The 23,215-nt window shown below is 61.0% G+C and carries 22 protein-coding genes and 1 tRNA gene; 13 read left to right on the top strand and 10 right to left on the bottom strand.

The window, feature by feature from the left end; translation table 11 throughout:
- Positions 1–81 precede the first annotated feature (81 nt).
- The 5 genes from LGR44_RS20750 to LGR44_RS20730 all read left to right on the top strand — a co-directional run bounded on the left by LGR44_RS20750 (position 82) and on the right by LGR44_RS20730 (position 3,923).
- Positions 82–2,547 (top strand): calcium-binding protein, encoded by a 2,466-nt coding sequence (locus LGR44_RS20750; RefSeq protein WP_226742624.1) that lies wholly within the window; start codon positions 82–84, stop codon positions 2,545–2,547.
- A 209-nt stretch (positions 2,548–2,756) separates the two neighbouring features.
- A tRNA-Tyr gene (locus LGR44_RS20745) sits at positions 2,757–2,843 on the top strand.
- A gap of 265 nt (positions 2,844–3,108) precedes the next feature.
- A complete protein-coding gene (locus tag LGR44_RS20740; RefSeq protein WP_226742623.1) occupies positions 3,109–3,318 on the top strand; it encodes a hypothetical protein in 210 nt (69 codons plus the stop codon).
- 236 nt (positions 3,319–3,554) lie between these two features.
- Positions 3,555–3,731, top strand: coding sequence for a hypothetical protein (locus LGR44_RS20735; RefSeq protein WP_226742622.1), 177 nt, complete (start codon positions 3,555–3,557; stop codon positions 3,729–3,731).
- A gap of 12 nt (positions 3,732–3,743) precedes the next feature.
- On the top strand, positions 3,744–3,923 hold the full coding sequence (locus LGR44_RS20730) for a hypothetical protein (RefSeq protein ID WP_226742621.1): 180 nt from the start codon (positions 3,744–3,746) through the stop codon (positions 3,921–3,923).
- A 152-nt stretch (positions 3,924–4,075) separates the two neighbouring features.
- Here the strand turns inward: LGR44_RS20730 and LGR44_RS20725 are convergent, their stop codons facing one another.
- A complete protein-coding gene (locus tag LGR44_RS20725; protein WP_226742620.1) occupies positions 4,076–5,440 on the bottom strand; it encodes a M10 family metallopeptidase C-terminal domain-containing protein in 1,365 nt (454 codons plus the stop codon).
- A 610-nt stretch (positions 5,441–6,050) separates the two neighbouring features.
- Here LGR44_RS20725 and LGR44_RS20720 point away from each other — a divergent pair.
- The 3 genes from LGR44_RS20720 to LGR44_RS20710 all read left to right on the top strand — a co-directional run bounded on the left by LGR44_RS20720 (position 6,051) and on the right by LGR44_RS20710 (position 8,191).
- Positions 6,051–7,307: a cytochrome P450 gene (locus tag LGR44_RS20720; RefSeq protein WP_226742619.1), complete on the top strand. Its 1,257-nt coding sequence runs from the start codon at positions 6,051–6,053 to the stop codon at positions 7,305–7,307.
- A gap of 153 nt (positions 7,308–7,460) precedes the next feature.
- Positions 7,461–7,706 carry a DUF2171 domain-containing protein gene (locus LGR44_RS20715; RefSeq protein WP_226742618.1) on the top strand — a complete coding sequence of 82 codons (246 nt, stop codon included), beginning with the start codon at positions 7,461–7,463 and terminating at the stop codon, positions 7,704–7,706.
- 38 nt (positions 7,707–7,744) lie between these two features.
- Positions 7,745–8,191: a DUF6789 family protein gene (locus LGR44_RS20710; RefSeq protein ID WP_226742617.1), complete on the top strand. Its 447-nt coding sequence runs from the start codon at positions 7,745–7,747 to the stop codon at positions 8,189–8,191.
- A gap of 96 nt (positions 8,192–8,287) precedes the next feature.
- Here LGR44_RS20710 and LGR44_RS20705 read toward each other — a convergent pair whose 3' ends face one another.
- Positions 8,288–8,731, bottom strand: coding sequence for a hypothetical protein (locus tag LGR44_RS20705; protein ID WP_226742616.1), 444 nt, complete (start codon positions 8,729–8,731; stop codon positions 8,288–8,290).
- A gap of 338 nt (positions 8,732–9,069) precedes the next feature.
- Between LGR44_RS20705 and LGR44_RS20700 the strand changes: the two genes are divergently transcribed.
- Positions 9,070–9,345 (top strand): hypothetical protein, encoded by a 276-nt coding sequence (locus LGR44_RS20700; protein WP_226742615.1) that lies wholly within the window; start codon positions 9,070–9,072, stop codon positions 9,343–9,345.
- Positions 9,346–9,439: 94 nt separating this feature from the next.
- Here the strand turns inward: LGR44_RS20700 and LGR44_RS20695 are convergent, their stop codons facing one another.
- Positions 9,440–11,644, bottom strand: a complete 2,205-nt coding sequence (locus LGR44_RS20695; RefSeq protein ID WP_226742614.1) for a family 1 glycosylhydrolase — start codon at positions 11,642–11,644, stop codon at positions 9,440–9,442.
- A gap of 491 nt (positions 11,645–12,135) precedes the next feature.
- On the opposite strand from LGR44_RS20695, the gene LGR44_RS20690 reads away from it, so the two are divergent.
- The 4 genes from LGR44_RS20690 (at position 12,136) to LGR44_RS20675 (ending at position 16,276) form a co-directional block, all read left to right on the top strand.
- On the top strand, positions 12,136–13,596 hold the full coding sequence (locus LGR44_RS20690; RefSeq protein WP_226742613.1) for a family 43 glycosylhydrolase: 1,461 nt from the start codon (positions 12,136–12,138) through the stop codon (positions 13,594–13,596).
- A gap of 671 nt (positions 13,597–14,267) precedes the next feature.
- Positions 14,268–14,741, top strand: a complete 474-nt coding sequence (locus LGR44_RS20685) for a hypothetical protein (protein WP_226742612.1) — start codon at positions 14,268–14,270, stop codon at positions 14,739–14,741.
- The gene (locus LGR44_RS20680) at positions 14,738–15,496 is read left to right on the top strand and encodes a hypothetical protein (protein ID WP_226742611.1); all 759 of its coding nucleotides are present in this window, start codon (positions 14,738–14,740) and stop codon (positions 15,494–15,496) included. Before LGR44_RS20685 ends, LGR44_RS20680 begins: the two co-directional genes overlap by 4 nt.
- A gap of 96 nt (positions 15,497–15,592) precedes the next feature.
- Positions 15,593–16,276, top strand: coding sequence for a hypothetical protein (locus tag LGR44_RS20675; protein ID WP_226742610.1), 684 nt, complete (start codon positions 15,593–15,595; stop codon positions 16,274–16,276).
- 213 nt (positions 16,277–16,489) lie between these two features.
- Here LGR44_RS20675 and LGR44_RS20670 read toward each other — a convergent pair whose 3' ends face one another.
- The 7 genes from LGR44_RS20670 to LGR44_RS20640 all read right to left on the bottom strand — a co-directional run bounded on the left by LGR44_RS20670 (position 16,490) and on the right by LGR44_RS20640 (position 23,202).
- The gene (locus LGR44_RS20670; protein ID WP_226742609.1) at positions 16,490–16,849 is read right to left on the bottom strand and encodes a hypothetical protein; all 360 of its coding nucleotides are present in this window, start codon (positions 16,847–16,849) and stop codon (positions 16,490–16,492) included.
- 76 nt (positions 16,850–16,925) lie between these two features.
- Complete coding sequence (locus LGR44_RS20665) at positions 16,926–17,648, bottom strand: hypothetical protein (protein WP_226742608.1); 723 nt, start codon at positions 17,646–17,648, stop codon at positions 16,926–16,928.
- 75 nt (positions 17,649–17,723) lie between these two features.
- Complete coding sequence (locus tag LGR44_RS20660) at positions 17,724–18,704, bottom strand: site-specific integrase (RefSeq protein WP_226742607.1); 981 nt, start codon at positions 18,702–18,704, stop codon at positions 17,724–17,726.
- A 232-nt stretch (positions 18,705–18,936) separates the two neighbouring features.
- A complete protein-coding gene (locus LGR44_RS20655) occupies positions 18,937–19,851 on the bottom strand; it encodes a hypothetical protein (RefSeq protein ID WP_226742606.1) in 915 nt (304 codons plus the stop codon).
- 134 nt (positions 19,852–19,985) lie between these two features.
- Positions 19,986–21,095 carry a hypothetical protein gene (locus LGR44_RS20650; RefSeq protein ID WP_226742605.1) on the bottom strand — a complete coding sequence of 370 codons (1,110 nt, stop codon included), beginning with the start codon at positions 21,093–21,095 and terminating at the stop codon, positions 19,986–19,988.
- Between the two features lie 272 nt (positions 21,096–21,367).
- The gene (locus tag LGR44_RS20645) at positions 21,368–22,006 is read right to left on the bottom strand and encodes an Eco29kI family restriction endonuclease (protein ID WP_226742604.1); all 639 of its coding nucleotides are present in this window, start codon (positions 22,004–22,006) and stop codon (positions 21,368–21,370) included.
- Positions 22,003–23,202 (bottom strand): DNA cytosine methyltransferase, encoded by a 1,200-nt coding sequence (locus LGR44_RS20640; RefSeq protein WP_226742603.1) that lies wholly within the window; start codon positions 23,200–23,202, stop codon positions 22,003–22,005. The genes LGR44_RS20645 and LGR44_RS20640 overlap by 4 nt, the downstream gene beginning before the upstream one ends.
- Positions 23,203–23,215 lie beyond the last annotated feature (13 nt).

The raw sequence follows: 23,215 nt of genomic DNA, 5'->3' as shown, positions 1-23,215 counted from the left end.
ACCTAAGTTTATCTCCGCGTTGCATTGACTCTTTCTGCGGAACTTCCGCTTGGTGGGCCTATACTTCTATAGAGTCCCGCCATGTCCTCTACGTCACTCCGGTCGATCGAATTCTTCATCAAAGGCGAACCGGGCGCCCTCATCACCGTCACCGAGACGGCCGACGGCAAGCTCGCATTCCGGGTTCGCGTGACGGACATCATCTCCGGGGATTCCGACCGGGCCGATACGGCCGATCTGCGCGGCCTGTTCTTCCAGGTCTCGAACGAAGGTCTTCTCAAGGGGCTGTCCGTCAGCGGCTCCCATGTCAGCCAATACGCCGTTGCGGCGAACGGGGTGATGGAGGTTCAGGGCGACGTCAACATGAGCGGCGAGGTCGGCAAGAGCGTCGGACCGTTCGATGTCGGTATCGAGTTCGGCACCCCGGGGATGGGCATAGACGATATCCAGGACACCACCTTCACCCTCGCCTCCTCGGCTCCCCTGAGCCTCGACCTCGTCCTGCAGCAGCATTTCGGTCTGCGTCTGACCAGCGTCAGCGACAACGGCCAGGGACGCGGACTCAGCCTCAAGCTCGCGGGACAGCTGACGGGAACGCCCGTCGCGGTCGACCCGACGCCGGGCGGCTCCACACCGACCAACCCGAAGCCCGTGGATCCTCCTGTCGAGCTGAAGCCCGGCGTCAGCTACGACGACCTGATCGAGGGCGGAGACGGCAACGACACCATCTATGGCGGCTTCGGCAACGACGAGATGCAGGGGGAAGGCGGCGACGACCTCATCATCGGCGGCCAGGATGACGGCTATCTCACCTGGAGCGGCGGGTTGGCTGTCGGGATCGGCGACAATCTCTACGGCAATGACGGGCGCGACACCTATCTCTACAAGAAGGGCGATGGCGTCGACCTGATCTGGGATTTTCAGCCCGGTCAGGACGTCATCAAGCTGACCGGCTACACCCTTGCGGATGTCGACGGTTTCACCTTCGTGCGCGATGTCGCGAACCGCATCGCCACGAGCAATCACGACAAGATCGCGATCATCCTCGACGAAGGCGGGGACGCCATCGTCTTCAACGACTTTCCCGCCCCCAGCGCTAACGACATCGCCATCGTGTTCGCCGACGGCAAGACCCTGTCCTCCCGTCAGCTCCTCGAACTCGCGGGAGCCAACCGGGCTGAAGGCAGCTCCGCGTCCGGAGCCGTGCCCGGCGCCGGCGCGGCGGCGGGCAGCGCCGCGAGACCGCTCGATCTGTTCGGAAGCAACGGGGACGATACCCTGATCGGCGGCCGCGGAGACGATCGCCTCTACGGAAACGAGGGCGTCAACGGCCTCAACGGCCGCGGCGGCAACGACCAGCTCTTCGGCGGCAACGTTCGGGACATCCTGCTCGGCGAGGACGGGGACGATATCGGCTACGGCAACGGCGGCGACGATCTGATCGTCGGCGGCGCGGGCTCGGACAAGCTCTACGGCGCCGGCGGTGCGGATCTCATCTTCGGCGACGACAGCGAGGGCGTCGACCTTCCGACCATCCTGACCTCCTACACGCCGGCAGCCCCCGGCGAAGAGGTCGGCGCAACCGTCCGGATCGTGAACACCTGGTGGGGCGGCTTCCAGGGCGAGATCACGGTCACGGCGAACGAGAGCGTCAACGACTGGGGCATCTTCCTCAAGAGCAAGTTCAACATCGACAGCATCTGGGGCGCCACGACCGCCGGCGAGGCGAACTGGGAGCAGGGTGTCGTCTACGACCTGAACAATGCGACCTGGAACGGTTCGCTGGCGGCTGGCCAGACGACCACCATCGGCTTCACCGCACGCACGGGCGTGAACGGCGTCGTGGATTCGGCGCACCTCCTGGCGGGCCTCGCCATCGTCAAGGGCGTCTCGGCGGATGCGCTTCCCGGGGAAAGCGTCGTCAACGCGCTCGGCAACACCATGCGCGGCTATGCCGGAGCGGACCTCCTCGTCGGCACCGTCGCCAACGACACCTACTACGTGGACCATTCCGGCGACAGGGTGTTCGAGGCGCGCGCAGGCGGGACGAAGGACAAGGTCGTCGCCTCCGTCAGCCACGCCCTGGCGCAGAACGTGGAGATGCTCTCCGCGTCGGACACCGGCAAGGGGATGACCCTCAAGGGCAACTCGCTCAAGAACACGATCACGGGCAGCAGGGGCGCCGACAAGCTTTGGGGCGGCGCCGGATCCGACGTGTTGAGCGGCGGCAAGGGCAAGGATTCCTTCGTGTTCGACACGAAGCTGCGCAAGTCCGAGGTGGACAAGATCACCGACTTCAACGTGAAGGACGATACCCTTCGGCTGGACAACGCTGTCTTCAAGAAGATCGGCAAGAACGGAAGGCTGAAGAAGGATTTCTTCACCATCGGCAGCAAGGCGACCGATGCGGACGACCGCATCATCTACAACAGCAAGAACGGCGCGCTTTACTACGATGCGGACGGCAGCGGAGACGGCGCTGCCGTGCGCTTCGCGACCCTCTCCAAGAAGCTCAAGCTGGCATACAGCGACTTCATCGTCATCTGAGACCTGCATCGTTCATGCGGGAGAGGGAAAGGGCGCGGGAAACGCAACACACACTTGCGTGAGAGCGGCCCGAATATCGTTCTTATCCCGCTTTCCTCCTCCGCTCGTATTGCCGCTCGAACTTCGCCGTACTCCGAAGTTGCGGGACATGCTCCGATTTCCCCTCCTCTGCGTGCCTGCTGCCGGTGGTATCGTCATATCGACGTGATGGGGGCGGTGTCCCGAGCGGCAAAGGGAGCGGGTTGTAAGTCCGCTGGCTTTTCAAGCCTTCGTAGGTTCGAGTCCTACTCCCCCCACCGTCACGCCTCTGAAGGCAGCAGCCGCCCGATCGGAGCACCGCCGGAACCGCGGGTTCCGTCTCCACGTTGGCCTCTCGTGTTCATGCCGAAACGGAGGCCATGATGATCTGCCGATTCTGTCAGCAGGACGTGGACGATCCCTGCCACGACACGCCCGAAATGCGAGCCAGGGCCGAAAGCCACATCAAGCGTTGCGAGAGGGCCCTCATGAGCCAGACAGGCATGGGCGCCGGCTCAGGCGCGGCTGGGCGCGAGTGACGCCATGACGGGCAAAGGCGAAGACCGCGCTCAGGGCTTCGCGGAGCAAAGCGTGAAGAAGAGCGCGGCGCATCCGAGCCAGAGCAGCCCCGACCACCACGAGCAGGGCGACCGGACGCAAAGCGACCGGAGCCTGACCGGAAACGATCACCGCGAGGATTCGAGAGGCTCCGACCCGGACCGCCCGAAACCGGAAGACCGCTACAAACCCTAAGCAGAGGAATAGACCGATGGCCTGCAAAGCTCGAATGAGACCGTCCTGGAAGAAGCGGAAGCGTCGTAAGGATCGGCCTTCAGGATCCCGCGCGGACCGCGTGACACAGCGCAGCTGACGGCTCCCTGTATGCCGCTCCACGGCCCGCTTCGGCGGGCCGTTTTGCATGCTGGGAGGAACCTCGATTTCGCCACCACGTTGGCCCCGCAAGCACACGCAAAATGGAGGCTACGCCTATGATCTGCGCATTCTGCCAGCAGGACGTGAACGACCCCTGTCACAACATTCAGGACATGCAGCAGCGAGCCGAGAACCACGTCGACCGTTGCGAAAACGCTTTTGAGAGGCAAGGCGGCGGCTCCCACCCGCAGCGCGCGCCGTCGACCGACATCGCGAGCGGCGGCAAAGCTTGAGGAGTTTTTGAGATGGCCCAGAACGCAGGCAGCAATCAGGGCGGCGTCAACAAGAGCCGCGACAAGAGCGCGGACCGGCATCGCCGCTCCGACAAGGAAACCGGAGCAGGCCAGACCGAGGCGCGCCCTCTCGACCCCGGAACGCGCACGGATGGCGGAGCACCCGGAAACATGACCGGCCGGCAGCGCTGAGCACGCCCAAGCACAGGACGGGCCACGGACAAGCGCCGACGAGACCCGGAACTGCGTCATGAGGAGCGGGCTTCGGCCCGCTCCTCGTCTGTTTCGTCCGCGTTGTGGCTAAATGAAGACCGGATTTCGGAGGCAGCCCTCCTGCAAGGCCCTCAGACGATGAAGAAGTTCTCTGCCGTCACATCCAGGTTCTTCTTCACCGTAGCGAACTTGATCGCGTCTCCTCTGCCCGAGCCGTCGGCATCGTAGTAGAGCGCGCCCTGCTTCTTGTTGTAGATCAGGTAGTCGTCCTTGTCCCTCGCCTTGTTCAGGCTGAAGAATCTCTCCTCCAGCTTGATGGGATTGGCGGATGAGCCCTTGCCGAGTTTCTTGAACACGAGATTGTCGAGGTGGAATGCGTCGTCCTCTGATCTGAAGTCGGCCACCCTATCGACATTCGTCCTGCTGTTCAGCTTGGTCTTGAAGACGAACGTATCCTGACCGGCCCCTCCCCTCAGGACGTCGTTGCCGCCGAAGCCCGACAGGATGTCGGCGCCGCCGCCGGATTTAAGGACGTTGTCGACGCTGTTGCCTTTCAGAATATCGTCACCCGAACCCGTGACGGCCTTCTCGACGATTGTGCCTGAGGCAATCGCAATGTTGTTGGTCTCGCCGGCGGCGCTGCTGAAGGTTCCCGCCTTGAGGTTCACCGTCGAGTCCTCGGAGAAGCCGGACAGGTCGAGCGTATTGCCCTTGCCCTGGCTATAGAGGGTGACCACCGGGTTCTTGTTGATCGTGAAATCGAAGAACTGCCGCAACAGACCCTTGACGTTGCTGTTGAAGCCGAAGACCTGGCCGCCCGAGAAAGGACCGTTTTTCGCGGCGCCGTAAAGCTGCTGGATCGCCATGATGTCCAGCATCATGATGGTGTGGGGCGAATTCTGAGGAATCCCCTCCTGCGTGACGCCCCAATTCGTGCCGGTCACGGGATAGCTGCCGGCATACTTGGCGTCGGCCGCAGTCCAGCCGATGTAGGACATGATCGTCCACATCCGGTTGTCGTAGGCGCTGAACTGCTGTGTGGACGCGTCGACATTGCCGTTGTACGGCCCTCCGTGTCCCAGGCCAAGCAGGTGACCGACCTCGTGGATGGCCGTGCCCATCCCGTAGCCGCCATACTTGTCGAACGATCCCGAGAGATCGAAGCCGTTCTCGGCCGTATCCATGGATATCGTGGCCTGGCCGGTGTGGCTGCCCAACTGGTAGCCGCTTCCATTAGAGACCGGGCCGTTCTCCCAGGCTCCCCCGTCATTGCCGCGCTGGATCCGGACATCCGCATTGGTGCCGCTCTCGACGAACTTGATGTCCGCGACGGCCGACCACATGGCGAAAGCCTTGAGGAACGTATTCTTCTCCACCTTCGTCAGCTGGGATGCGGGGTCGAAGGTGTAGGTGATGACCGCTCCTGTCCCGGCGAACGGCGCTCCCCACTTCTGCGCGGTCTGCCCGTCCAGGCTCCAGAACGCCTTGTTGGTCACCGAACCCTTCGGGCTCAACCCGTTTATGAATGAGACCTCCGCCTGCAGCGAAGGGCTTTTCGGACCGGCAAGGCCGGCGCCCTTGCCCGCCGACAGAGTTGCAGACGAGTCAGAGCGAGCACCCGCATGCTCGTAAGACCCTAGCGTAAGCCGGCCATTGCCGTTCTGGCCGCAGAAGAAACACATGAATGCCCCCATAAAACCCTGCGCGGCGGAGCCATCCTGACTCTCTTTGCCACCAGGCTGGGGGATAGTCTTACGATGCTTCCGTAAAGGAAAGACTATGGGCTCCAGTCTTCTGGAGCATCGCGAGGGGCTCGCCTCATCGTCGATGGGGGCGGATGCTCAGGAGGACGCGCGGGAGGAGAAGGTTCGGCCTCAGGCCACTTCTGTTGAAGTATCCCGTGCGACACCCCGGGATCGGGCACACTCCTCAGGCTCGGACTGGCGGTAGGCCCGAATCCGCACCTCCTCGAGACCGAAGCCATATGGCGGCGAATGTCGATGATCGGCCGGCGGAACCTTGGGGCTTCCGGATCGCTTGAGAGCAGGCATGCGTTTGTCGTCGCCAAGCCCCGGCCCGCATCGCCGGACCACAAGCGGAGGTCTCATGGCCAGCATTCCCAAGGATCCGAGCCTGGACAGCACCCTCAAGCTCTTTTCCGAGGGCTACACGTTCATCTCCGACCGATGCCGCCGCTACGGGTCAGACCTTTTCGAGACACGGATCATGCTCACCAAGGCCGTCTGCATGGTCGGAGCGGAAGCCGCGGAGCACTTCTACCGGCGGGACCAGTTCACTCGGCGCTATGCCATGCCGCGGCCGTCCATCACGCTGATCCAGGATTTCGGTAGCGTCATGGTCATGGATGGCGAGGACCACCGTCGGCGCAAGCAGATGTTCCTGTCCCTCATGAGCCCTGAAGCGCTCCGGAGGCTTGCCGATCTGACAGCTTCGCATTGGCGCGCCCGAACTCGCCGCTGGGCGACCATGGACGAAGTCGTTCTCTTCCATGAGGCGCACGTTCCCCTCTGCGGAGCCATCTGCGAATGGGCGGGCCTCAGCCTGGAAGAGAGCGAGATCGAGCAGAGGGCCCGGGAATTCGAGGCGATGGTCGAGGGAACCGGATCTCCCGGGCCGCGCAACTGGCGAGGGCACCTGATGCGCGCCCGGACGGAGCGGTGGATGCGCGACATCATCCGCCGGATCAGGGCCAAGGACATCCGGGTTCCTCAGGGAAGCGCCGCGGACGTGATCGCCTCGTACCGGGACATGAACGGCGAACTCCTCGATGTGAAGGTTGCGGCGGTCGAGCTTATCAACGTCCTGCGGCCCACGGTTGCCAATGCCCGCTTCGTAACCTTCATCGCCATGGCCCTGCATGACAATCCCCAGTGGCGGGAGCGGCTTCAAGCCAGCGACGACGATCTGGAACCCTTCGTGCATGAGGTCCGCCGCTTCTACCCGTTCATCCCCTTCATCGGCGGAAGGGTGCTGAAGGAATTCGAGTGGAGAGGCTATCGCTTCGCCAAAGGAACCTGGGTCCTGATGGATCTCTACGGCACGAACCGCGACCCGCGCATCTGGAATGATGCAGATGCTTTCCGGCCGGAAAGATTCCGGGATCGGGCGATAGGCAGCTATGAATTCATCCCTCAGGGCGGCGGCGACCACTCGGAAACCCACCGCTGCCCGGGCGAGTGGATCACGATCGAGCAGATGAAGACGATCACCCGCCTGCTCACGCGGGAGACGACCTATCGTGTCCCCGAGCAGGATCTTGCGATCGACCTCGGGAGAATGCCCGCGTTGCCCGAAAGCCGCTTCGTGATGAACGACGTCCGGCACGTACCGCGTCCGGCATAGCAGCCCGACGGCTGAGTTCATGTGGACCGAAGGACGCCGAAAGGATTGTTGCCGGCCGTTCTGGCCCAGGGGCAGCCCTTCGCGGTTGAACCGTCTCCATCGCTCGTTTGTTGAGCCAGCAGACGACCACCCTCATGCGCCCGGAGATCATTGATGATCAACCTCGACAAGATCCACAAGGGAATGGACGTGGTCACATCCGACGACCATCGCCTCGGGACCGTTCGCGAAGTCATGGAGCACGTGCTGTTCCTGAACGACGTCGAGGCGGTTTCGGAGTTCAACAAGACCTCCGTCCCAATGATCTGGATCATCGGCATCGACGATGCGGTGCGGCTCGCGAAATCCCGGGAGCAGGTCGAGAAGGAGTGGCACGCGGGTCCCAGGTCCGGCCTCTGACGCGTCGGCGGAGCCTCAATGTTCCCTGTGGAGACATCATGATCAATATCGGCAAAGGCATCATCGCGGGTCTTGTTGCCTCCGCAGTCACTGCCGGTGTCGTGTTTCTGGCGTCGTCGGCCGGCATCGCCCAGAGCCTGGATCCGGTCCGGGCGATGAGCGGGATCATGCTGTCGCCGCCTGGACTGGGCTGGGTCGCACACTTCGCGCTGGGGGCGATCCTGTGGGGACCTCTCTTTGCGGTGCTAAGTCCGGCTCTGCCGAGCCCCTTCTGGTTCAAGGGCATCGTCTTCGGCGCGGCTGCCTGGCTGCTGATGCATGTCGTGGTTTGGCTGGCCGACCCCACCACGCCGCCCCAGGCCGCCTTCGGACCTGCCCTGTATCACCTTCTTTTCGGGGGCGTGCTCGGGGCGATCTATGGAGTCCTGCTCGACCGGTCGGAGCTGCGAGCTTCGGTCCGGCGCGCAGCCGGAAACACCTGGTGAGCGTCCCCCGGGCAGGCCGTCTTCCGGCCTACCCGGCCGGTGAGAACCGGCACCGCGAGGCGCGCCTCCTGACGATTGCCGGCTCAGGCGAGTCCGCTAGCTCTGCAATTGGGGTGGAATGGCCGAAACATCGTCGTGGTCATGGTCGATGGGCACGAGGAACGTCACGAAAAGACCGTCCTCTTCCTCGTCCTCGTCGAAATCGTCGTCGGCATCCAGATCAGGGGCTTCGAAGGCGGCCACCTCCTCCTGCGAAGCAGGCCGGACGTTCAGGTGTGCCTGCCCGTCCCACAACGGCTTCCCCTCGCTGGTCATCGCAGTCAAGTCCTGCTTGAACTCGTCGCTTTCGAAGATGGCTCGTGCCTGAGCCTCCTCCGCATCCGTGATGGCAATCGGGTTGCCACCGATCTCGAGCGTAAACATCTTTCTTCCTTCTCCATTGAAGTCGCATGGCCAATCAACGCCGTGCGGGTGAAACAGATCGCCGACGGACCCTGGAGAGTCCGTCACGGGCGGCAGTCGTCCGGCGAGCATCCGCACCGACCGGCCTCTCCGTGGCGCACGCTCGCACAACCGTAGCAGGACGGCGGCCGTTCACAGCCCGACTCATGGTGTCCTCCTCGCTGCGTCCATTGATGGAATAGATAAAGGCGCGGGTTGTTCTGGCCCAGGTTCCGTATGGATCCCGAGCCGTTTGCACGTCGGGCACGACCACACCTACATGATGGTGCGTCGGTTCATGGATGTCTCCTCTGACAGTGTGCCGATGAGCCGGCGAAAGCATGGATTCCCGCCCCGTCCCGACCCGCGAAGTCTTTCCGCATGGTACTCTCCACCTGCCCCTCCGATGGCGCGGGGCCAGCAACCGGAGCGAACAGATGCCCGTCTTCAAGCGTGAATTGGCCTTCACCGCGGACCGTCCGCTCGAGAATGCGGGCGACTGGTGGCATCTCGTCCTCGATACCGATGCGCCCGGCCTTTACGTGGAGCACACTTGGCTGCACGCGGGTCCTCACCAGGACGGTCAGACGGCCCATGGAACGCAGCGCTTCGGGATCAACGACTTTCTCACGCTGGCCGAGGGCCGGCCGGCGCAGCCGATGCTCATGAGCGCCCTCCGAGAGATGTTCCGCGACACCGAGCCAGCCTCCTGACGGCATTCCCCGGTTGTCCATCGTCGGTCCTGCGCCACACGGGAAGGTCGGAGCGTGAGGATCTAGACCCTCACGCCCGTCGCACGCCGGATCGCTATTCGGCCGCCTCGAGGAACGATTGCGCTCTCCAGTCGACCTCGCATTCGTCGAAGTAGCGCGAGACGGCCTTCTCGAAGGGCGGCAGGATCAGGCCGCGCTCGCTCGACAGGGCCGTGAGCCGCGGAGCATCCTTTACCGCCTGCGGCCCTGCCCTCCACGGCAGCCCGGCCTCGACCGCGATGCGCTCGGCCAGTTCGGCCCACGAGGTCATGCCCTGGTTCGCCAGGTGCCAGATCCCGCGTTCGCCGTCGACCAGGAGATCGAGGGCGGCGTGAACAAGATCGGGAACATAGGTGGGCGAGACGATGCCCTCCGTCGGAGCGACGGTCCGGCCGGCGTCGAGATTGCTGAGAACCTGGTAGACGAAGTTGGACGTGTCCCACGGTCCGAAGAAGGCGCTTGTACGAATGACGAGCGCCTCGGGATGGGCCTGGGCCACACGTCTCTCTGCCTCCGCCTTGCTCTCGCCGTACACGCAGGCCGGGCAGACCGGATCGCTCTCCAGGTAAGGGCGTCCAAGCCCGCCGTCGAAGACCCGGTCAGACGAGAAGGCGACCACCGGCAGCCCAAGGCGGGCGCCTGCCTGAGCAACGGCCTCGGCCCCGGCGGCATTGGCCCTGAAGCACAGATCCCGCTCACGCGCGGCATCGCCGACACGAACGTATCCCGCTGCATTGACGACGGCCCAGGGACGGTGCCGTGCGACTGCGGCATCCACGGAGGCCGGATCGGTGATGTCCATCTCGGTGCGCGTCAGGAGCACGTGGTCGAGCCCGCGCTGCTCGCAGAGGCGGGCGAAAGCCCGGCCGAGGGTCCCGGTCGCGCCGGCGATCAGGATCGGACGCCGGGCACGGGGAGGCGCAGCCGCTTTGCGCGCCGGGGGATGGTAATGCCGCCCGTCACGCCGCCACCAGCCCTGCTGGTCGAGCACGGGGTGCTCGAAGGTGCCGGTGCGCGCCAGGGACTCGGCCGCCCTTCCGATCGCGGTGCGACGCGGTTGCGCGCTGCGGATGTCGAAGGCGCCGGGTTCATAGAAGCCGTTGCGGGCCACGAGCAGAGAGTTCCAGTCCACTGCCCCGAGCAGGGACCAGATGGTGACGGCCCGGATGTCGTGGCCCCTCGCCCTGAGTTCCTGAACACCGTTCCAGACCTCTGCGAGCCAGCGCACCTGCTCCTCGCGGGTCGAGCCGTGATGCGCCTCCGTGACCACGATGGGATGCCGGTAGCGGTCCCAGACCTCCGCAAGGCGCGCCTTGAAACCGAGCTCTTCGGGCGGAATGTCCATCCGCAGCGCTTCGACATCGGCGTAGTGGTCGATGCGTGTGGCGCCACTGAGCGGATGCAGGTGATTGCCGCCATGGAAGCACGCGGGATAGCGATCCATCGCTTCGTCGAGATAGCGCTCGCTCGTATTGTAATGGTTGATGCCGATGATGTCCGGCGTGCCGTCACCTTCGAGGAAGAAATCGAGCTCCTCTTCCTGAATGCCGTGCCGGAGGCAGATCTCATGCCAGGGATGCGAGCGATCCACGCGCCCGAACAGCAGGTCGAGGCTGAGCCAGCGGCGCTGGTTCTCCAGGTCGGCCTGGTAGCGCAGATGCGGCGTGCTGAAAGTCTTGCCCATGTCCTCCGTCTGCACCAGTTGCGCATGAGGCGTTATCCGGCGGATGGCGCGCATGGCCAGTACGGTTGCCCGGCATTCGGTGACGAGGCAGCGCAGGAACGTCGGGTAATCGCGCCCATGTGGATGCCAGTGACCGTAAAGACCGCTGAAGCGGGCGGTTGTCAGCGGCTCATTGATCGGGGTGAACATGTCGATCCAGGGATAGCGCGCCGCGACACGCTCCGCGTGGCGGGCCAGCAGATGGGGGAACTCCGGATCGGTCAGGCTGGTATATCTTGGTCCGCTGCCGTGATGCACCAGGCCGGCGATCGGCCGGATGCCCAGCTCGCGCAGACGAGCGAAACGCTCGTCGCTCCAGCTCCAGTCGCAAATGTCGGGATGATCGGGCGCGATGGATTCCCACACGACGGGATAGCGCATCGTCCTGATCCCAAGAGCCGCGATGGCATCGAGGTCCGAAGGGCGCCGGAGATGGCCCGTCTCTTCGACCTGATTGCGAAACTCGTCTCCGATTTGCACAACAGTGCACTCGACGCCGCCCCAAAGCTCGAGCGGCCGCTCAACTGGCTCGATCAAAGTCAGACCTCTTTAAAACGGATCGCGCGGTCGGCGCGTTAAGGAGTGGTTCTAACCTGCCCGAAGTGCCAGTAGTTCCTCATGATTCGACAATATACGCCTCGGCTTAACTCATGTTAATTGGGGGATCTTCCCGATCTATACGACGGTTATGAATATTGTTGAGAAAACAGGAGGCATAGATGGCATCGCCTCCGCCCAATGCACAAGTAATTCCTCTGTCCGGCGTCATGTATACAGGCATCGCCTTAGCGATATGGCTGTGTTTCCCTGAACCGGCTGAGCGGCGCCGGTGTTCATCCTGATCGCATTGCGGTGGCTCCGTCGTGACGGGACCGGACGAGGCTCCGGCAGTTCGCCGTGCGATCGTAGCCCGCTTCTCGCACGGCCATGAGCAAAGCACGCGGGTTCGGCGTTAAGTGAAGGAGCACGGGCGATCTTGGTTGAACGGGACCGGAGTTTCCTTCAGCCACGGCGAAGAGGGGAGCGCGATGGAAGATGAGCAGGCTGAGAGCACGGAGCGCGGCATGATCCTCAAGGCACCGGCGGCGACGGTCCCTTTCGAGGCCCGCATCGCGACGAGCGGTGCCGGCACCGTGTTCGAGCTGCACGGGCTCGATCCCAAGGGCGAGTCCACGGTTGTGCTCCGGCACGAGATGGCAGGACGCGAACAGGGCGATTACCTCGACCTTTTCGAGAAGATCTCTCGCACCTTCGGAACCCGCCTCCCCCGCAACCGTCAGGGCGGAGAGCCGCCTTCCTTCACGGCGTCCTACCGGGTCCTGCTCGACCGCAACATCACGCCTCAGGTCTGGTACGGATACGGCGATCCAGCCGTCACCAGAGTTCCGGCCGAGCGCACGGGCGACGGCGACTGGTACTATCTCTTCGTGACCTCGAACGACGCCCCGAACTCGTTTCCGATCCTGCGGTCCAGAACCCTGGATCGATGGGAGCTGTCGGGCTTTGTCTTTCCGGAAGGGAAAAAGCCGTCCTGGGCCGAGGATGGGTTGAATGTCAGCGATTACTGGGCTCCCGAGATGCACATGGCCGGGGATCAGTTCCTGGTCTGCTTCGCGGCCCGCGCGAAGGGCGGTTCCCTGGCGATCGGGCTGGCCCGATCGTCCCGGCCGGAGGGGCCCTTCGAGGGCGACGACGCGCCGCTCGTCGGCGGCGGCGTGATCGATCCGCATCTCTTCGTCGACCGCGACGGCCGAACGTTCCTGTTCTGGAAGGAGGACACGAATGACGTCTGGCCGAGCCTGCTGAGCGCGTTCCTGTCCGACCACGCGGAGATGGCCGAAGCGCTCTTCCCCTTGCCGGAGGACCAGAGAACCGCCTCGCTCGCCCTGACGATCTGGCCCTGGGTGCGCACGCTGGAACCCATGGAGCGCTTCCTCGTGCAGCAGGTCCTGATCGAAGCGGTCGTGTCCGACTTTTCAGGGTTCCGGCAGCGTCTCCGCGCGTTGCTGGAAGGGCAGGTTGCCGAGGACACCCGGCAGGCCATCAACCATATTCTCACGGCCCTGCGCACACCTGTTTATGCTCAGGAGTTCGATCCGCAGACCCGCTGCCTTATCGGCGACAGGACGGTCGTGCTCGAGAACGATCAGGATTGGGAGGCCCATCTCATCGAGGGGATCTGGGTCGTCGAACATTCAGGCCGGTTCTACATGTTCTATTCCGGAAACGATTTCTCGACGCCGGAATACGGAACCGGTGTCGCTGTCGCCCCCTCCCCGCTCGGGCCCTACCGGAAGATCGCGAACCCTCTCCTGCGGTCGACGAGACAATGGGCCGGCCCCGGCCACCCCTCCGTCGCCACCGGACCGGACGGAGCCCCCTGGCTCTTCCTGCACGCCTTCCATCCCGGAGAGGCCGGATACAAGAAGTTCCGCGCGCTGCTCGCGGTGCCGCTCAGCTTCGATCGGGAAAACGTGACGGTCCGTTGAGGTCGTCCCCTCGCGATGGACCTCGACCCTCGGCTGGCCCATTTCACCGCAGTCCGACGCAACTCGCCGGGCTCGCCCATGGCAAGCCGCGGATGTGCGCAGATCGATTTTGAGGGATGGACGAGAAGGCGGCCTGCACTCAGGCCAAGCCTTGAAACCGTGGCGCTCCCTAGGGGAGACGGCACCGACCGGGAAAATTAGAGCAAAAACAACGATTTCAGACACTGCCTCGCTGAGCTTTGTAGCACCTTGCTTGTAGCTCTACCAGATCTCAAGCGAAGCCTTACTGACTGGTACGCCGACAACCACCGGAACAGTCGATGCCGCAATCGGCACATGAAGGGAGCCTTGCTCCGACGTGATGCGCAGATCCCCAACCAGCATGGCGCAGATGCGGATTATGATCCATGGGCACACCAAGGCTGCCAGGGATCAGGAGCGTCAGCTCGAACAAGCCTCCCTTTTCCGATCCGGGCTGAGATCTCCGTTGCTGTCCCTGTCGGAGCAGGGGGATCACATCTTCCGAGGACACCGTTAATTGGGATTTTCGTACAACGAAAATTTCTATTAAATATCAGCGACATAGCTGACTTTCTGCTTGTCTCCCGGTGTGGAATCGGCCTATATGAGCTGCGTCCGAGCCATCCGGCGGGACACCACACGATCAAATAATGGACATTGCTATGCCTACAGAAACCGCCGTTTCGGCGGACGCGCCTGCGCGCGCAGATTTCACCTTTAAGGACTGCACCTGCATCGCGATCCGCCCAACTTCTGAGTTTGGAGACCGAACGCTCGGTGCAACCATTGACGATTATGAGGAGGTCCAACTTCAAATCGGCTTGCCCGATGTTCCAACTCAGGCTCATCAGAAGCTCTCCGATCTCGCAGCAGCCGTTGATCAAGCCTTGCCGATCAGGGCCGAGCATCCGCACCTGCGCCTTCGGTACAATGGTGAGGAGATCCAGGCCGAATTTCGGGACTGGCGCTCCTTCGCCCGCATGTGCGCTGAATGGGATGGAGGCTGGGATTTGATCGAGCGGGTCGCGGCCGGCGATCTTGCCTACGATGACCAGCAGATCCTCGACTATGAGGAGGATTGCCCGCTCCTTGTTATCGCGGCGCAGAAAGTGAGGCCATCATGAGCCTCAAGGATAGTGAAGGGTTCGTCTGTCCCAGCTGCGCGCAGTCCGACGAGTTCCATATTCGCTGCAATCCCGCCTGGTCGAAGGTCTATTCCACAGGCGGCGATGATTACGAATGGGAAGACTTCGAGGGCCACGAATACGGCCCGACCAGCGGCGCTGAATGTCCACGATGCTATTGGAAGGGCAAGGTTCGAGACTTGACCGTTTGGCAAGATCCCCAATCGACCAATCCAGGCTTCCCGCGTCCAGGCAACCAGCACGGTTATCAATGCCCTGGCTGTGGCTCGGATGAGGAGTTGGCCATTCGCGCGGAAATCTGGACGGCGCTTGAGCCGGGTGGCTCCGACACCGAGGGCGACACGCCTGACCATGATCACGGCTGGGGCGACGACGCCGACGCCGCCTGCATGAAATGCGGATGGCAAGGAAAGGTTGTGGATCTGACCGGACCTGCAGCCCCGGCGCCGGTTCAAACGCCACCCCCGCCGTCACCTACGCCCACGCCTAGTCGTAAGGTCCATGTGCTCATTTTCCACGGCGATGAGGAGATCCGCTCCGTTCGGGTCTTCGAGTCAAAGACTGATGCCATTGCTGGCCGGCACGAAATCGTCGCCGCGCGTTGGAGTGATTTGATGGGGGATGAGGAAATGCCGGTCGATCCCCAGGAGGCGTTTCAACGGCTCGATGGGGAGGCACGCTCTGAAGGTCTCTGCATCCAACTCAAAGAATGCTCGTTGGAAGCGCAGTCCTGACATTTGGCCCACGCCGGCATGTTGGCTGGCGTGGGTCTGCCTTCGGCTGGCCGGTATTTGGTCTGCCGGCCTTTTATCTCTCAAGGATTGGTCTTAATGAATTTTGATCCCAAGGCGTTCCTGCATCAGGTCGCCAACAACCCTAACTTTGCCGAACAACTGCGCGCCCTCCTCAGTATCGGTGCTCCCGCGCCAGCAACGTCCGTTACTCCAGCGAAGGAGCTGATGGACATCGACACGATCACCCTTTTGCAGGCCACTCTTTTTGACAATGGGCCGGATGGAGTCCGGGCCAAATATCAGCCGCGCTACAAGGTGACGCTGGAAATCTGGACAGAACCGGCAGAACTCATCCGGCTTTCAGAATGGCAATGGAAGCGTTCTGTGACCCTGATCAATTACGACAACATCCTGTCGAGGATCGAGACCCTGCGAAACCGGGGCACGATCAACGCCGATTATTTTGATCTGCTCCAGACAGTCTGGAGGACCGCTGACTCGAACCAATGGTTCGGGCTGATTGGAGATAAGGGTGACCAATCCCCTGGTGGCAAGAAAGGCACGACCTATTACCACGGCCAGTTCATTTTGGTCGACATGGAAGACGGTGTGCCCAACTCAGGCTGCCTTGTGCAAGGGACGGACGCCAACCAATTCAACCCTCTTGGGTTTGCCCCGTGGTCCTTGAAGGACATGAAGGGCAACCTGCTCAAGGGCAAGGCCCGTTACCAATCCCGCCTGGACCTCTGCCACTACAATATGAATTGGGGCACCAAGTAGCCGGGGTTGCATCTCAAGCGAAGCGTAAACTCATAGTCTACATAGTCTACAGAGACTAATGGAACTAAGTAGACTATGAGGTTGCCCCTCGCTCGGCTTCGCCTCATGACTCCGTGTCCACTACCTGGGGCTGTCGCCCTCATGACTACCCGGCTATCCCGACTCCCGTGGTGTCAATGACGGAAGAAACGCAAACGTAGGCCCCGCGCCGCCTCAGAGCTTGTCCCGTAGATCGCGCAGCTTGTCCGCGTGCTGAACCTGCGCCTTGCTGATTTGCTTCTGCACCTGAGTCCGCTTCTCAGCCGCCCGCATGGTCTGCTCGGGTGAAAGCGGCTTCTTGGGTTTGATCACGCCAGCCTCCTCCTCCGACAGGTCAGCAGGAACAAGCTTCGCGAGCAGGTAGCCATACCCGATAACGCGGTGGTGCCTGTCACTTGATCGATTAGTACGTGGATCGAAGTACCCAAGGGCGCGATGGTACTGGTCCGTGATTGTATGAATACCCCGGCTATCAATCTCAATGTGCGCGACAACTCGATGATTTCGGTTCTTGAGGATCGTTGATTTCTTCATGATGTGGATGGTTTGAAGTCTCAACATATTTAGCGACCGCCCGCAGCAGCAGATAGCCGCCGCATGGCCGTGCGTTTCAGAATGGCGGAAGGGCGGAAATCCAGGTCGCAATGGCGTCGGCTACACCTGTCAGCTTCGCTTCAAGTTTCTCAAGAAGAACGTTGCCATACCGCTCAATAATCAAGGTGCCGGTGACGGTCGCCACAGTCGCGAGGTAGGTCCTAATCTTCTGAGCGATCCGTCGAAACCGGCTCTCCGCAGCCTTCGGAGGGTCGGGATCAGGGAAAGGGTTGTCGAGCTGGCTTCGCGCCTCCGCTATCCCTGTCGTAATTTGATCTATGTCGTTTAATGTAAGGCTATCCTCGATTGGATCTGGAGGGCGGTTATGCCCGATGCCCGGATGATCACGGCGCCATTCGAGCACCATCTCCTCAAGCTCATCCAATTCGCGCCGAACGACTTCGGCCGGCTCAGGGGCGCTTGGGTTCGGCGCGGCAAAAATCTCATCCCCATTTTCATAATAAGGGCCGCTGTCGTCATCCTCCTCGATGAACCGGTTACTACTTGGAGCCCAATCCATGATCCCTTCTTCTTCGACTAGGCTGGCCGCCCGCTCGATCTCGTCATCTGTGGCGATGGGCGCAAAGGCATTACCCAATTCCTCACGGGCGTCGTAAGGCCCACCCCAAACCCATTGATACCCCCCCTCCGCGCTTTCGTAGGGGGTTTCCTGAGCCGGATCTTCGAAGTTGGCGAGAAACCATTGCGCCATAGCCTCGACGCGCTCATCCGTGTTCATCTTGGAGATGTTCGGTGGCGAGCTCGGCGGTCCCATGTCGAGCCCAGATGTCCTACGTCGAGCCATACGTTGCGCCTATAGGAAAGAGGAACCGGCGTGGCCTTTGAAGAGATTGGCTCGGCGCACGTATCCGGTGACTGTCCGGACATCTTTATGTCGGGTCACATCCATGATGCGGGTCAGCTCAACATCTCGATCCGCCGCCGTCGTGACAAATCCTGCCCGGAGGCTATGAGCGCCGAAGTCGGATGCGTCCAGTCCCACTTTCGCCGCGTAGTGCTTCACCAGATTGGCAACGCTCCTGTCTGTCAGACGAACGGCTCCCCGAACGGTGCCGGAGCGGCTGACAGGCCGGAACAGCGGACCACTGGTAATCCCGGCGGCCGCCAGCCATTCCTTTACCAAAGCCACGGGCTTGATGTGTCGCCCGTGGGGAACGGCGATCACATGCCCCCTCCCCTCCTGATCCGTCTTCGACTTGCGGATGACGACACGCAGCCCCTCACGGTCGTCCACCAAATCCTCAACATCAAGCGCCACGAGCTCGGAGCGCCGGAAAGCCCCCGAGAACCCGAGCGCCAAGACGGCTCGGTCTCTCTTGCCCGCCAAAGTAGGAGGACAGTGGGAGAGCATGGCCCCGATTATCTCTGCGGTTGCTGGAGCTTTCTGTCGGCTGGCGGCACCGATCCGGCGTCGAATGCCACGGATTGCGCTCCTCACCTCCTCGCCCTCAGTTGGGTCAGGAGATCCCATCAGTTTATGAGCATACCGGATCGCGGCCGCGCGTCGGCTTATGGTCGATGCCTTTGCCCCCCGCTCCGCTTCTTGGACGAGAAAGGCCGCAACGACGTGAGCCAGGGATGGAATGGAGCCCCCGAGGCCCTGCGCGCGACACCACCTATCGAACAGGAGGGCATCGGATTTGTAGGCCCTTATCGTGGAGGTAGCTTTTTCCGCCCTCTGATATGAGCGCACGGTTTCGGAAACTTCCGCCGGCAGCCAAGCACCATGGTCCTCGGGGCTGGAAATTGGAGGCTGGACGCCCATGGCTTTCATGTTTTGAAACTTCCGAGAAGAACAGTTATCGGAAGTTATCTGATATGGCCACGCTTGTTAAGTCAGTTTTCTAATGCAGCTCGCAAACCGTCAGGAGCCTCCTGGCAGGCTTGATCCGGACACGAGGGTATCCAGTGACCTTATCTGGCCACACTATTCAATGGCGAAACCCAAACTTCTTGCAGTGAGCATGGAGAAGCAACAATAAAAAAGCGCCGTAAAGGCGCTTTTACTAATCCGAGAATACTTCTGTATATATATGCAGTATAATACCGGCCATAGCCTCGCAAAGAGTGTTCCAATCGAACCTTTCTAGGTCAACTGCATGCTGAGCAGGCCGGTAGTGAACAATTGAATTTCTTAGCCAGTATATTCTTCTAGCAGCCCTACTAGCGATTGCATCATCATCGAGGGATTCTATATCTTCACCTAGGGTTACGAGTACATTTTTTAGATCCCCGACCCACGCCATCCTGACCAGTTGTTCAAGGCTACCTTCTTCGCGCGGGTGCCAGCCAAGCTGATCCTCAAGTACAGCTGCTATATCCGCCCATGGGGTTATTAGCCCAAGGGACGAAGCGACTTTTTTGGCGCTTGAGAATGCGTAGAGGGCTTCAAGGCATCGATAGAGAGCCAAGAAAAAGCTTGTCGGGTCCCCATCAAAGATAGAGCGACATAGGACCTTGTAGGGGATTTTCTCCGGATCTAGCTCACAGACAGCCCTAAGCGTCTCGATGAGCTTCGGCTCAATCCAAGACCCACTTATCTCGCATTCTTCTAGGCATACTCTGAAGAACGCATTCCAAATTTCTTGAGTATATAAGGGGTCAGCCTCGAAGACTCTGATGCTTGGAAACAGGCTTGCGATCTGGTCGGGATCATGCCCACCATACGGATAATCGGAGCCTTGCTCTCCTACCTCAACAACATCCCGAATCTGCGCGACTGAAGCTTTAGGTCGAGGAGCAGCCTCCGCCAAGATGACAGTTAGAAAGGCAGCATCGAGCTCAAGTTCATCGAAACCAGGCACCGGATTCAAATTGTCGAACCCTATTGAGCACAAGAAGATCCTTGCGTCTAAGTCCAAGCGCATCAGCTTACGACCTGGGCTGAAGCTCAAGCTCTCCCGCACAACTGATGCGGCCATCAGATGTCTATGCTTTTGCTCCGACGCGATCCAACGAGCTGCCCCCGCGTTCCTGAGATGCAGGCCACGTATCGAGCAATGCTGATCCAGGCGAGCGAAGATGGTGGCATTAGCGCCTTTGATAAGCCGCGACATCAATTTGCTCGCCAGCAAGGCTCCATGCTGGGAAGATCAAACTTCTCATCTAGCAGAACTTGGAAAGCATCCGAGAATACCCCACGTTCATATCGACCAACTTGACCAACACGGCGGTCTAGCACCTCAGACAGCACGTCGAGTTTTAGAAATTCACCTACAGCGTGCGGGTCCATTGCATCGAGCCGGTCGGCAAGCGCGCTTGCTTGAGCCTCAACTTGTGCCATGCGCTCTTCCCGTTCCGCATGGCTACGATCCATCCCTGGCCTGCCAAGGACGTACTGAGCAATTGCGACAACAAATCCAATCCGGGCGGGCTGCCCATCAAAGATGTTTCTTCCCTTTGAGAAACGACCAGGCGCTCCAGGGTCAAATCGACAGAACGACCTATCTAGGCGGCAAAGAAGCCCCAGCGTTGAATAGAATTGTTGCTGGAAGTTCGTGTCCGAAAGATTCTCCACGAAATCGAGACGAGAAAATTCGTCGGACAGCGCCTCCTTCGTATCAACGTTCGTCTTACGCAAGGAGAAGGAAATATATAGTTCAACGAGGGCGTCACTGCTGAACTCAGCTGGTCCGAGCCGGCGCCCGGGTTGATCCGGAGTAAATACCCGAATAGCGTCGGGCACCCGCTCCTTGATTTCACTCAGTAGTGGCTCGAATACCACCGACAGCTGCCTACTGAGAGTCCAAGGGACCTGGCCCGTGTTGAGCACCAGCATCCGATAAACCATGGTTCTGACAGATCGGGTAATCCAAAATTCAACCCGCATTCGGCGCGCAGGCACGCTTGTGTCGGTCGCTGCGGCTTCAGCAAGGGCGGCTGTTCTTTGCATTCCGTCGATAATTGCGAGTTGCCCAAGCGTAGGCTCAGGCAGAATGTCCCTCGGTGTAGTAGCGCCTTCAAGCGGATAGGTCGCGAATATGTCGTTGTCCACGACAGCGCCAATGACAACAGGCGGGAGAACCGCACCCCTCCTTATATCCGCTACCATGCGGTCGCGAATTCGCTTTGCTGTGGTTGTCTTCAATGTGTCGCGCTGCCCACTCAGCCCGCCACGCGCAGCGTGGGCCTCCTTCACGAGCTCAAGATATTCCCCGATGCGCATCGTAGTCTGGACGGAGTAGCATTCAGTTCGTCCGTCAAAGAGCCAGTCCATTAGCATAGCGCGTCCCACGAATAGAAGTTTGAGCCTCTATCACACGCTGGCTGTCCTGCGTCTCCTTTTAGGCGCAGGATAGACAACGATAAATCCAACAATTCATCACCATGGCTCATGGCGCAACGGAGTCCAGGCCAAAGGAAATCTGATCAGTTCGGATGGAGACGCTGCGTCGCCGCTATACGAACCGCGATTATGTCCCCATGGATGCGTTAAATTCACTCTCGAGCCAAAAGGCGTGGATGGGCTGAGGGAACCGGTGTGAATCGCAAGTAACTCTCGATTTCAGACGCGATCAACTCCGAGGTCTCGGGGCGAGGCTGGCACTTATTTGCCCAGCCAATGCCCGGGTGCAGGACGTGCCACCGAGGACGCATTCCATTGTACCGCCCACCGCCGGGATCATGATTACCGAATCCATCAACAAGCCGGTTCCAGATTGGAGAAAACGCCGCGATCAGCAGACTCTCACCCAGCGGTATCCAGATGTCCTCCACCACGAGGTATCTGCAGTAAAAGTCCTCCAGCTCAAGATTCTCGGCCTGCGCTATGGTTTCAGCGTGCTCCCCCAGGCGCTTGTGAAGCCACCGTCCTGTCGTAGGGCTCGCAAGCGCCTTCCTAGCCCCGGGAGGCACAGCCTTACCGACATAAATCGGCCAGCCAAACTGCTCATCCCGGTTACGCTCCGCAATTCGCTGATAGGCTGGGAACTCGCCAGTATAATAGATGGCGTATAGACCAGCCCCATTGAACGCAGGAAGACCGCCAAGCGGCCGCACAGTTCGCTCAAGAAGCGCCTCAGCGACGCTCGCGCCGAGGTTCTTTGTGTCAAGCGGATTATAGGGCTTTTCGGTCACGCGCGCCCCGCAGCGAGGTTCTGGCGGGTCATCGCAGATACTAGGCCGGCTGCAACGGACGAAGCCACAAGCTGGCCGAGAACAACTGGAACAGCATTCCCGAGCTGCCTCATCGTCTCACCCCAAGCTCCGTGGAAGATGTAGGCATCAGGAAATGTCTGAAGCCTCGCGCTCTCCCGAACCGTGAAATACCGAACGGACCCGTCAGGCTTCACCATCATGTTCTCGCCACCAGGGACGCCGTGGACGCCTGCCTTCAAGGATTTGGCTGGAAGATCAAGCGGGCTCCCGGTGTGGCCGGGATATGTGCGAGCGCCTGGGATGAATCGATGATCATGATGGATGCCCGGCCCCTTCTCCGGGTCGGGGAGACCTACCAGCGCATCACGAACGGTCCTCCATGGCAGCCGCTCGTTTGGTTCATTGCGTCGGCGCGCGCGGGCGATCATGTCGGAAATGCCCGCCGGGGCTTCCGGACGCTTCCGCTTGGAGACCTCGTGGCGTTCCCAATAGCTGCCATTGACGAACTGATCCTCCAGAAGCGCCTCTCGCGAATGCGTCTCATCGGGGAACGACCAGCGGGCTTCAATGTCATGCCGGAAGCCGACAATAAACACGCGCTCGCGCTTCTGCGGAACTCCGTAGTCGGCGGCATTCACGAGACGAGGGACCACATCATAGGTCAGCCCCTTGAGCACGCCGCTTGTCCTCTCCTTTTCGAGACGCGCGAGATGGTCGAGCCATGGCTCATCCTTCTTTCGCTGAATCTCAGGATAGGACAGTTGGAGTTGGATGTAGGAGAAGTAGTTCGCGAAGGTTGGCCGCGTGAGCCCCCTCACATTCTCGATGATGAATGCCTTTGGCCTGGTAGCGCGGATAATATCCACGGCTGCCGGGAACATATCGCGGCTATCATCGTGCGCGCGGTGCTTGCCACCCATGGAGAACGGCTGGCAGGGCGGTCCTCCGGCGACAAGATCGAGATCTTCCGGCACACCTGAATCATCAAGATAGCGCCTGACGTCGCCAGGATAGAGAGGCCAGCCTTGAACGAGCGGGTGCCCCCGCTTTTGGTTTTCTCGAATGGTGTCGCAGCACCACTTGTCCCACTCGACAACGCCAACGTGTTCGAAGCCTGCGAGGCTGACCCCCATCGCGAGACCTCCCGCGCCAGCGAATAACTCAAGCGACTTCATCGGCTCTCCCTAT

The sequence above is a fragment of the Microvirga lenta genome (assembly GCF_020532555.1).
GTDB lineage: Bacteria > Pseudomonadota > Alphaproteobacteria > Rhizobiales > Beijerinckiaceae > Microvirga > Microvirga lenta.
Note: the sequence above shows the minus strand (reverse complement) of the source record. Positions and strands in the feature narration are given on the sequence as shown.

What these genes read in the sequence shown, in the direction of transcription:
- LGR44_RS20655 (WP_226742606.1), bottom strand. Translation starts at nt 19,851, where the DNA reads ATGGCCGCATCAGTTGTGCGGGAGAGCTTGAGCTTCAGCCCAGGTCGT.
- LGR44_RS20720 (WP_226742619.1), top strand. Translation starts at nt 6,051, where the DNA reads ATGGCCAGCATTCCCAAGGATCCGAGCCTGGACAGCACCCTCAAGCTC.
- LGR44_RS20665 (WP_226742608.1), bottom strand. Translation starts at nt 17,648, where the DNA reads ATGAACACGGATGAGCGCGTCGAGGCTATGGCGCAATGGTTTCTCGCC.
- LGR44_RS20750 (WP_226742624.1), top strand. Translation starts at nt 82, where the DNA reads ATGTCCTCTACGTCACTCCGGTCGATCGAATTCTTCATCAAAGGCGAA.
- LGR44_RS20650 (WP_226742605.1), bottom strand. Translation starts at nt 21,095, where the DNA reads ATGCGCATCGGGGAATATCTTGAGCTCGTGAAGGAGGCCCACGCTGCG.
- LGR44_RS20735 (WP_226742622.1), top strand. Translation starts at nt 3,555, where the DNA reads ATGATCTGCGCATTCTGCCAGCAGGACGTGAACGACCCCTGTCACAAC.
- LGR44_RS20730 (WP_226742621.1), top strand. Translation starts at nt 3,744, where the DNA reads ATGGCCCAGAACGCAGGCAGCAATCAGGGCGGCGTCAACAAGAGCCGC.
- LGR44_RS20715 (WP_226742618.1), top strand. Translation starts at nt 7,461, where the DNA reads ATGATCAACCTCGACAAGATCCACAAGGGAATGGACGTGGTCACATCC.
- LGR44_RS20690 (WP_226742613.1), top strand. Translation starts at nt 12,136, where the DNA reads ATGGAAGATGAGCAGGCTGAGAGCACGGAGCGCGGCATGATCCTCAAG.
- LGR44_RS20670 (WP_226742609.1), bottom strand. Translation starts at nt 16,849, where the DNA reads ATGAAGAAATCAACGATCCTCAAGAACCGAAATCATCGAGTTGTCGCG.
- LGR44_RS20700 (WP_226742615.1), top strand. Translation starts at nt 9,070, where the DNA reads ATGCCCGTCTTCAAGCGTGAATTGGCCTTCACCGCGGACCGTCCGCTC.
- LGR44_RS20675 (WP_226742610.1), top strand. Translation starts at nt 15,593, where the DNA reads ATGAATTTTGATCCCAAGGCGTTCCTGCATCAGGTCGCCAACAACCCT.
- LGR44_RS20680 (WP_226742611.1), top strand. Translation starts at nt 14,738, where the DNA reads ATGAGCCTCAAGGATAGTGAAGGGTTCGTCTGTCCCAGCTGCGCGCAG.
- LGR44_RS20740 (WP_226742623.1), top strand. Translation starts at nt 3,109, where the DNA reads ATGACGGGCAAAGGCGAAGACCGCGCTCAGGGCTTCGCGGAGCAAAGC.
- LGR44_RS20660 (WP_226742607.1), bottom strand. Translation starts at nt 18,704, where the DNA reads ATGAAAGCCATGGGCGTCCAGCCTCCAATTTCCAGCCCCGAGGACCAT.
- LGR44_RS20685 (WP_226742612.1), top strand. Translation starts at nt 14,268, where the DNA reads ATGGACATTGCTATGCCTACAGAAACCGCCGTTTCGGCGGACGCGCCT.
- LGR44_RS20640 (WP_226742603.1), bottom strand. Translation starts at nt 23,202, where the DNA reads ATGAAGTCGCTTGAGTTATTCGCTGGCGCGGGAGGTCTCGCGATGGGG.
- LGR44_RS20710 (WP_226742617.1), top strand. Translation starts at nt 7,745, where the DNA reads ATGATCAATATCGGCAAAGGCATCATCGCGGGTCTTGTTGCCTCCGCA.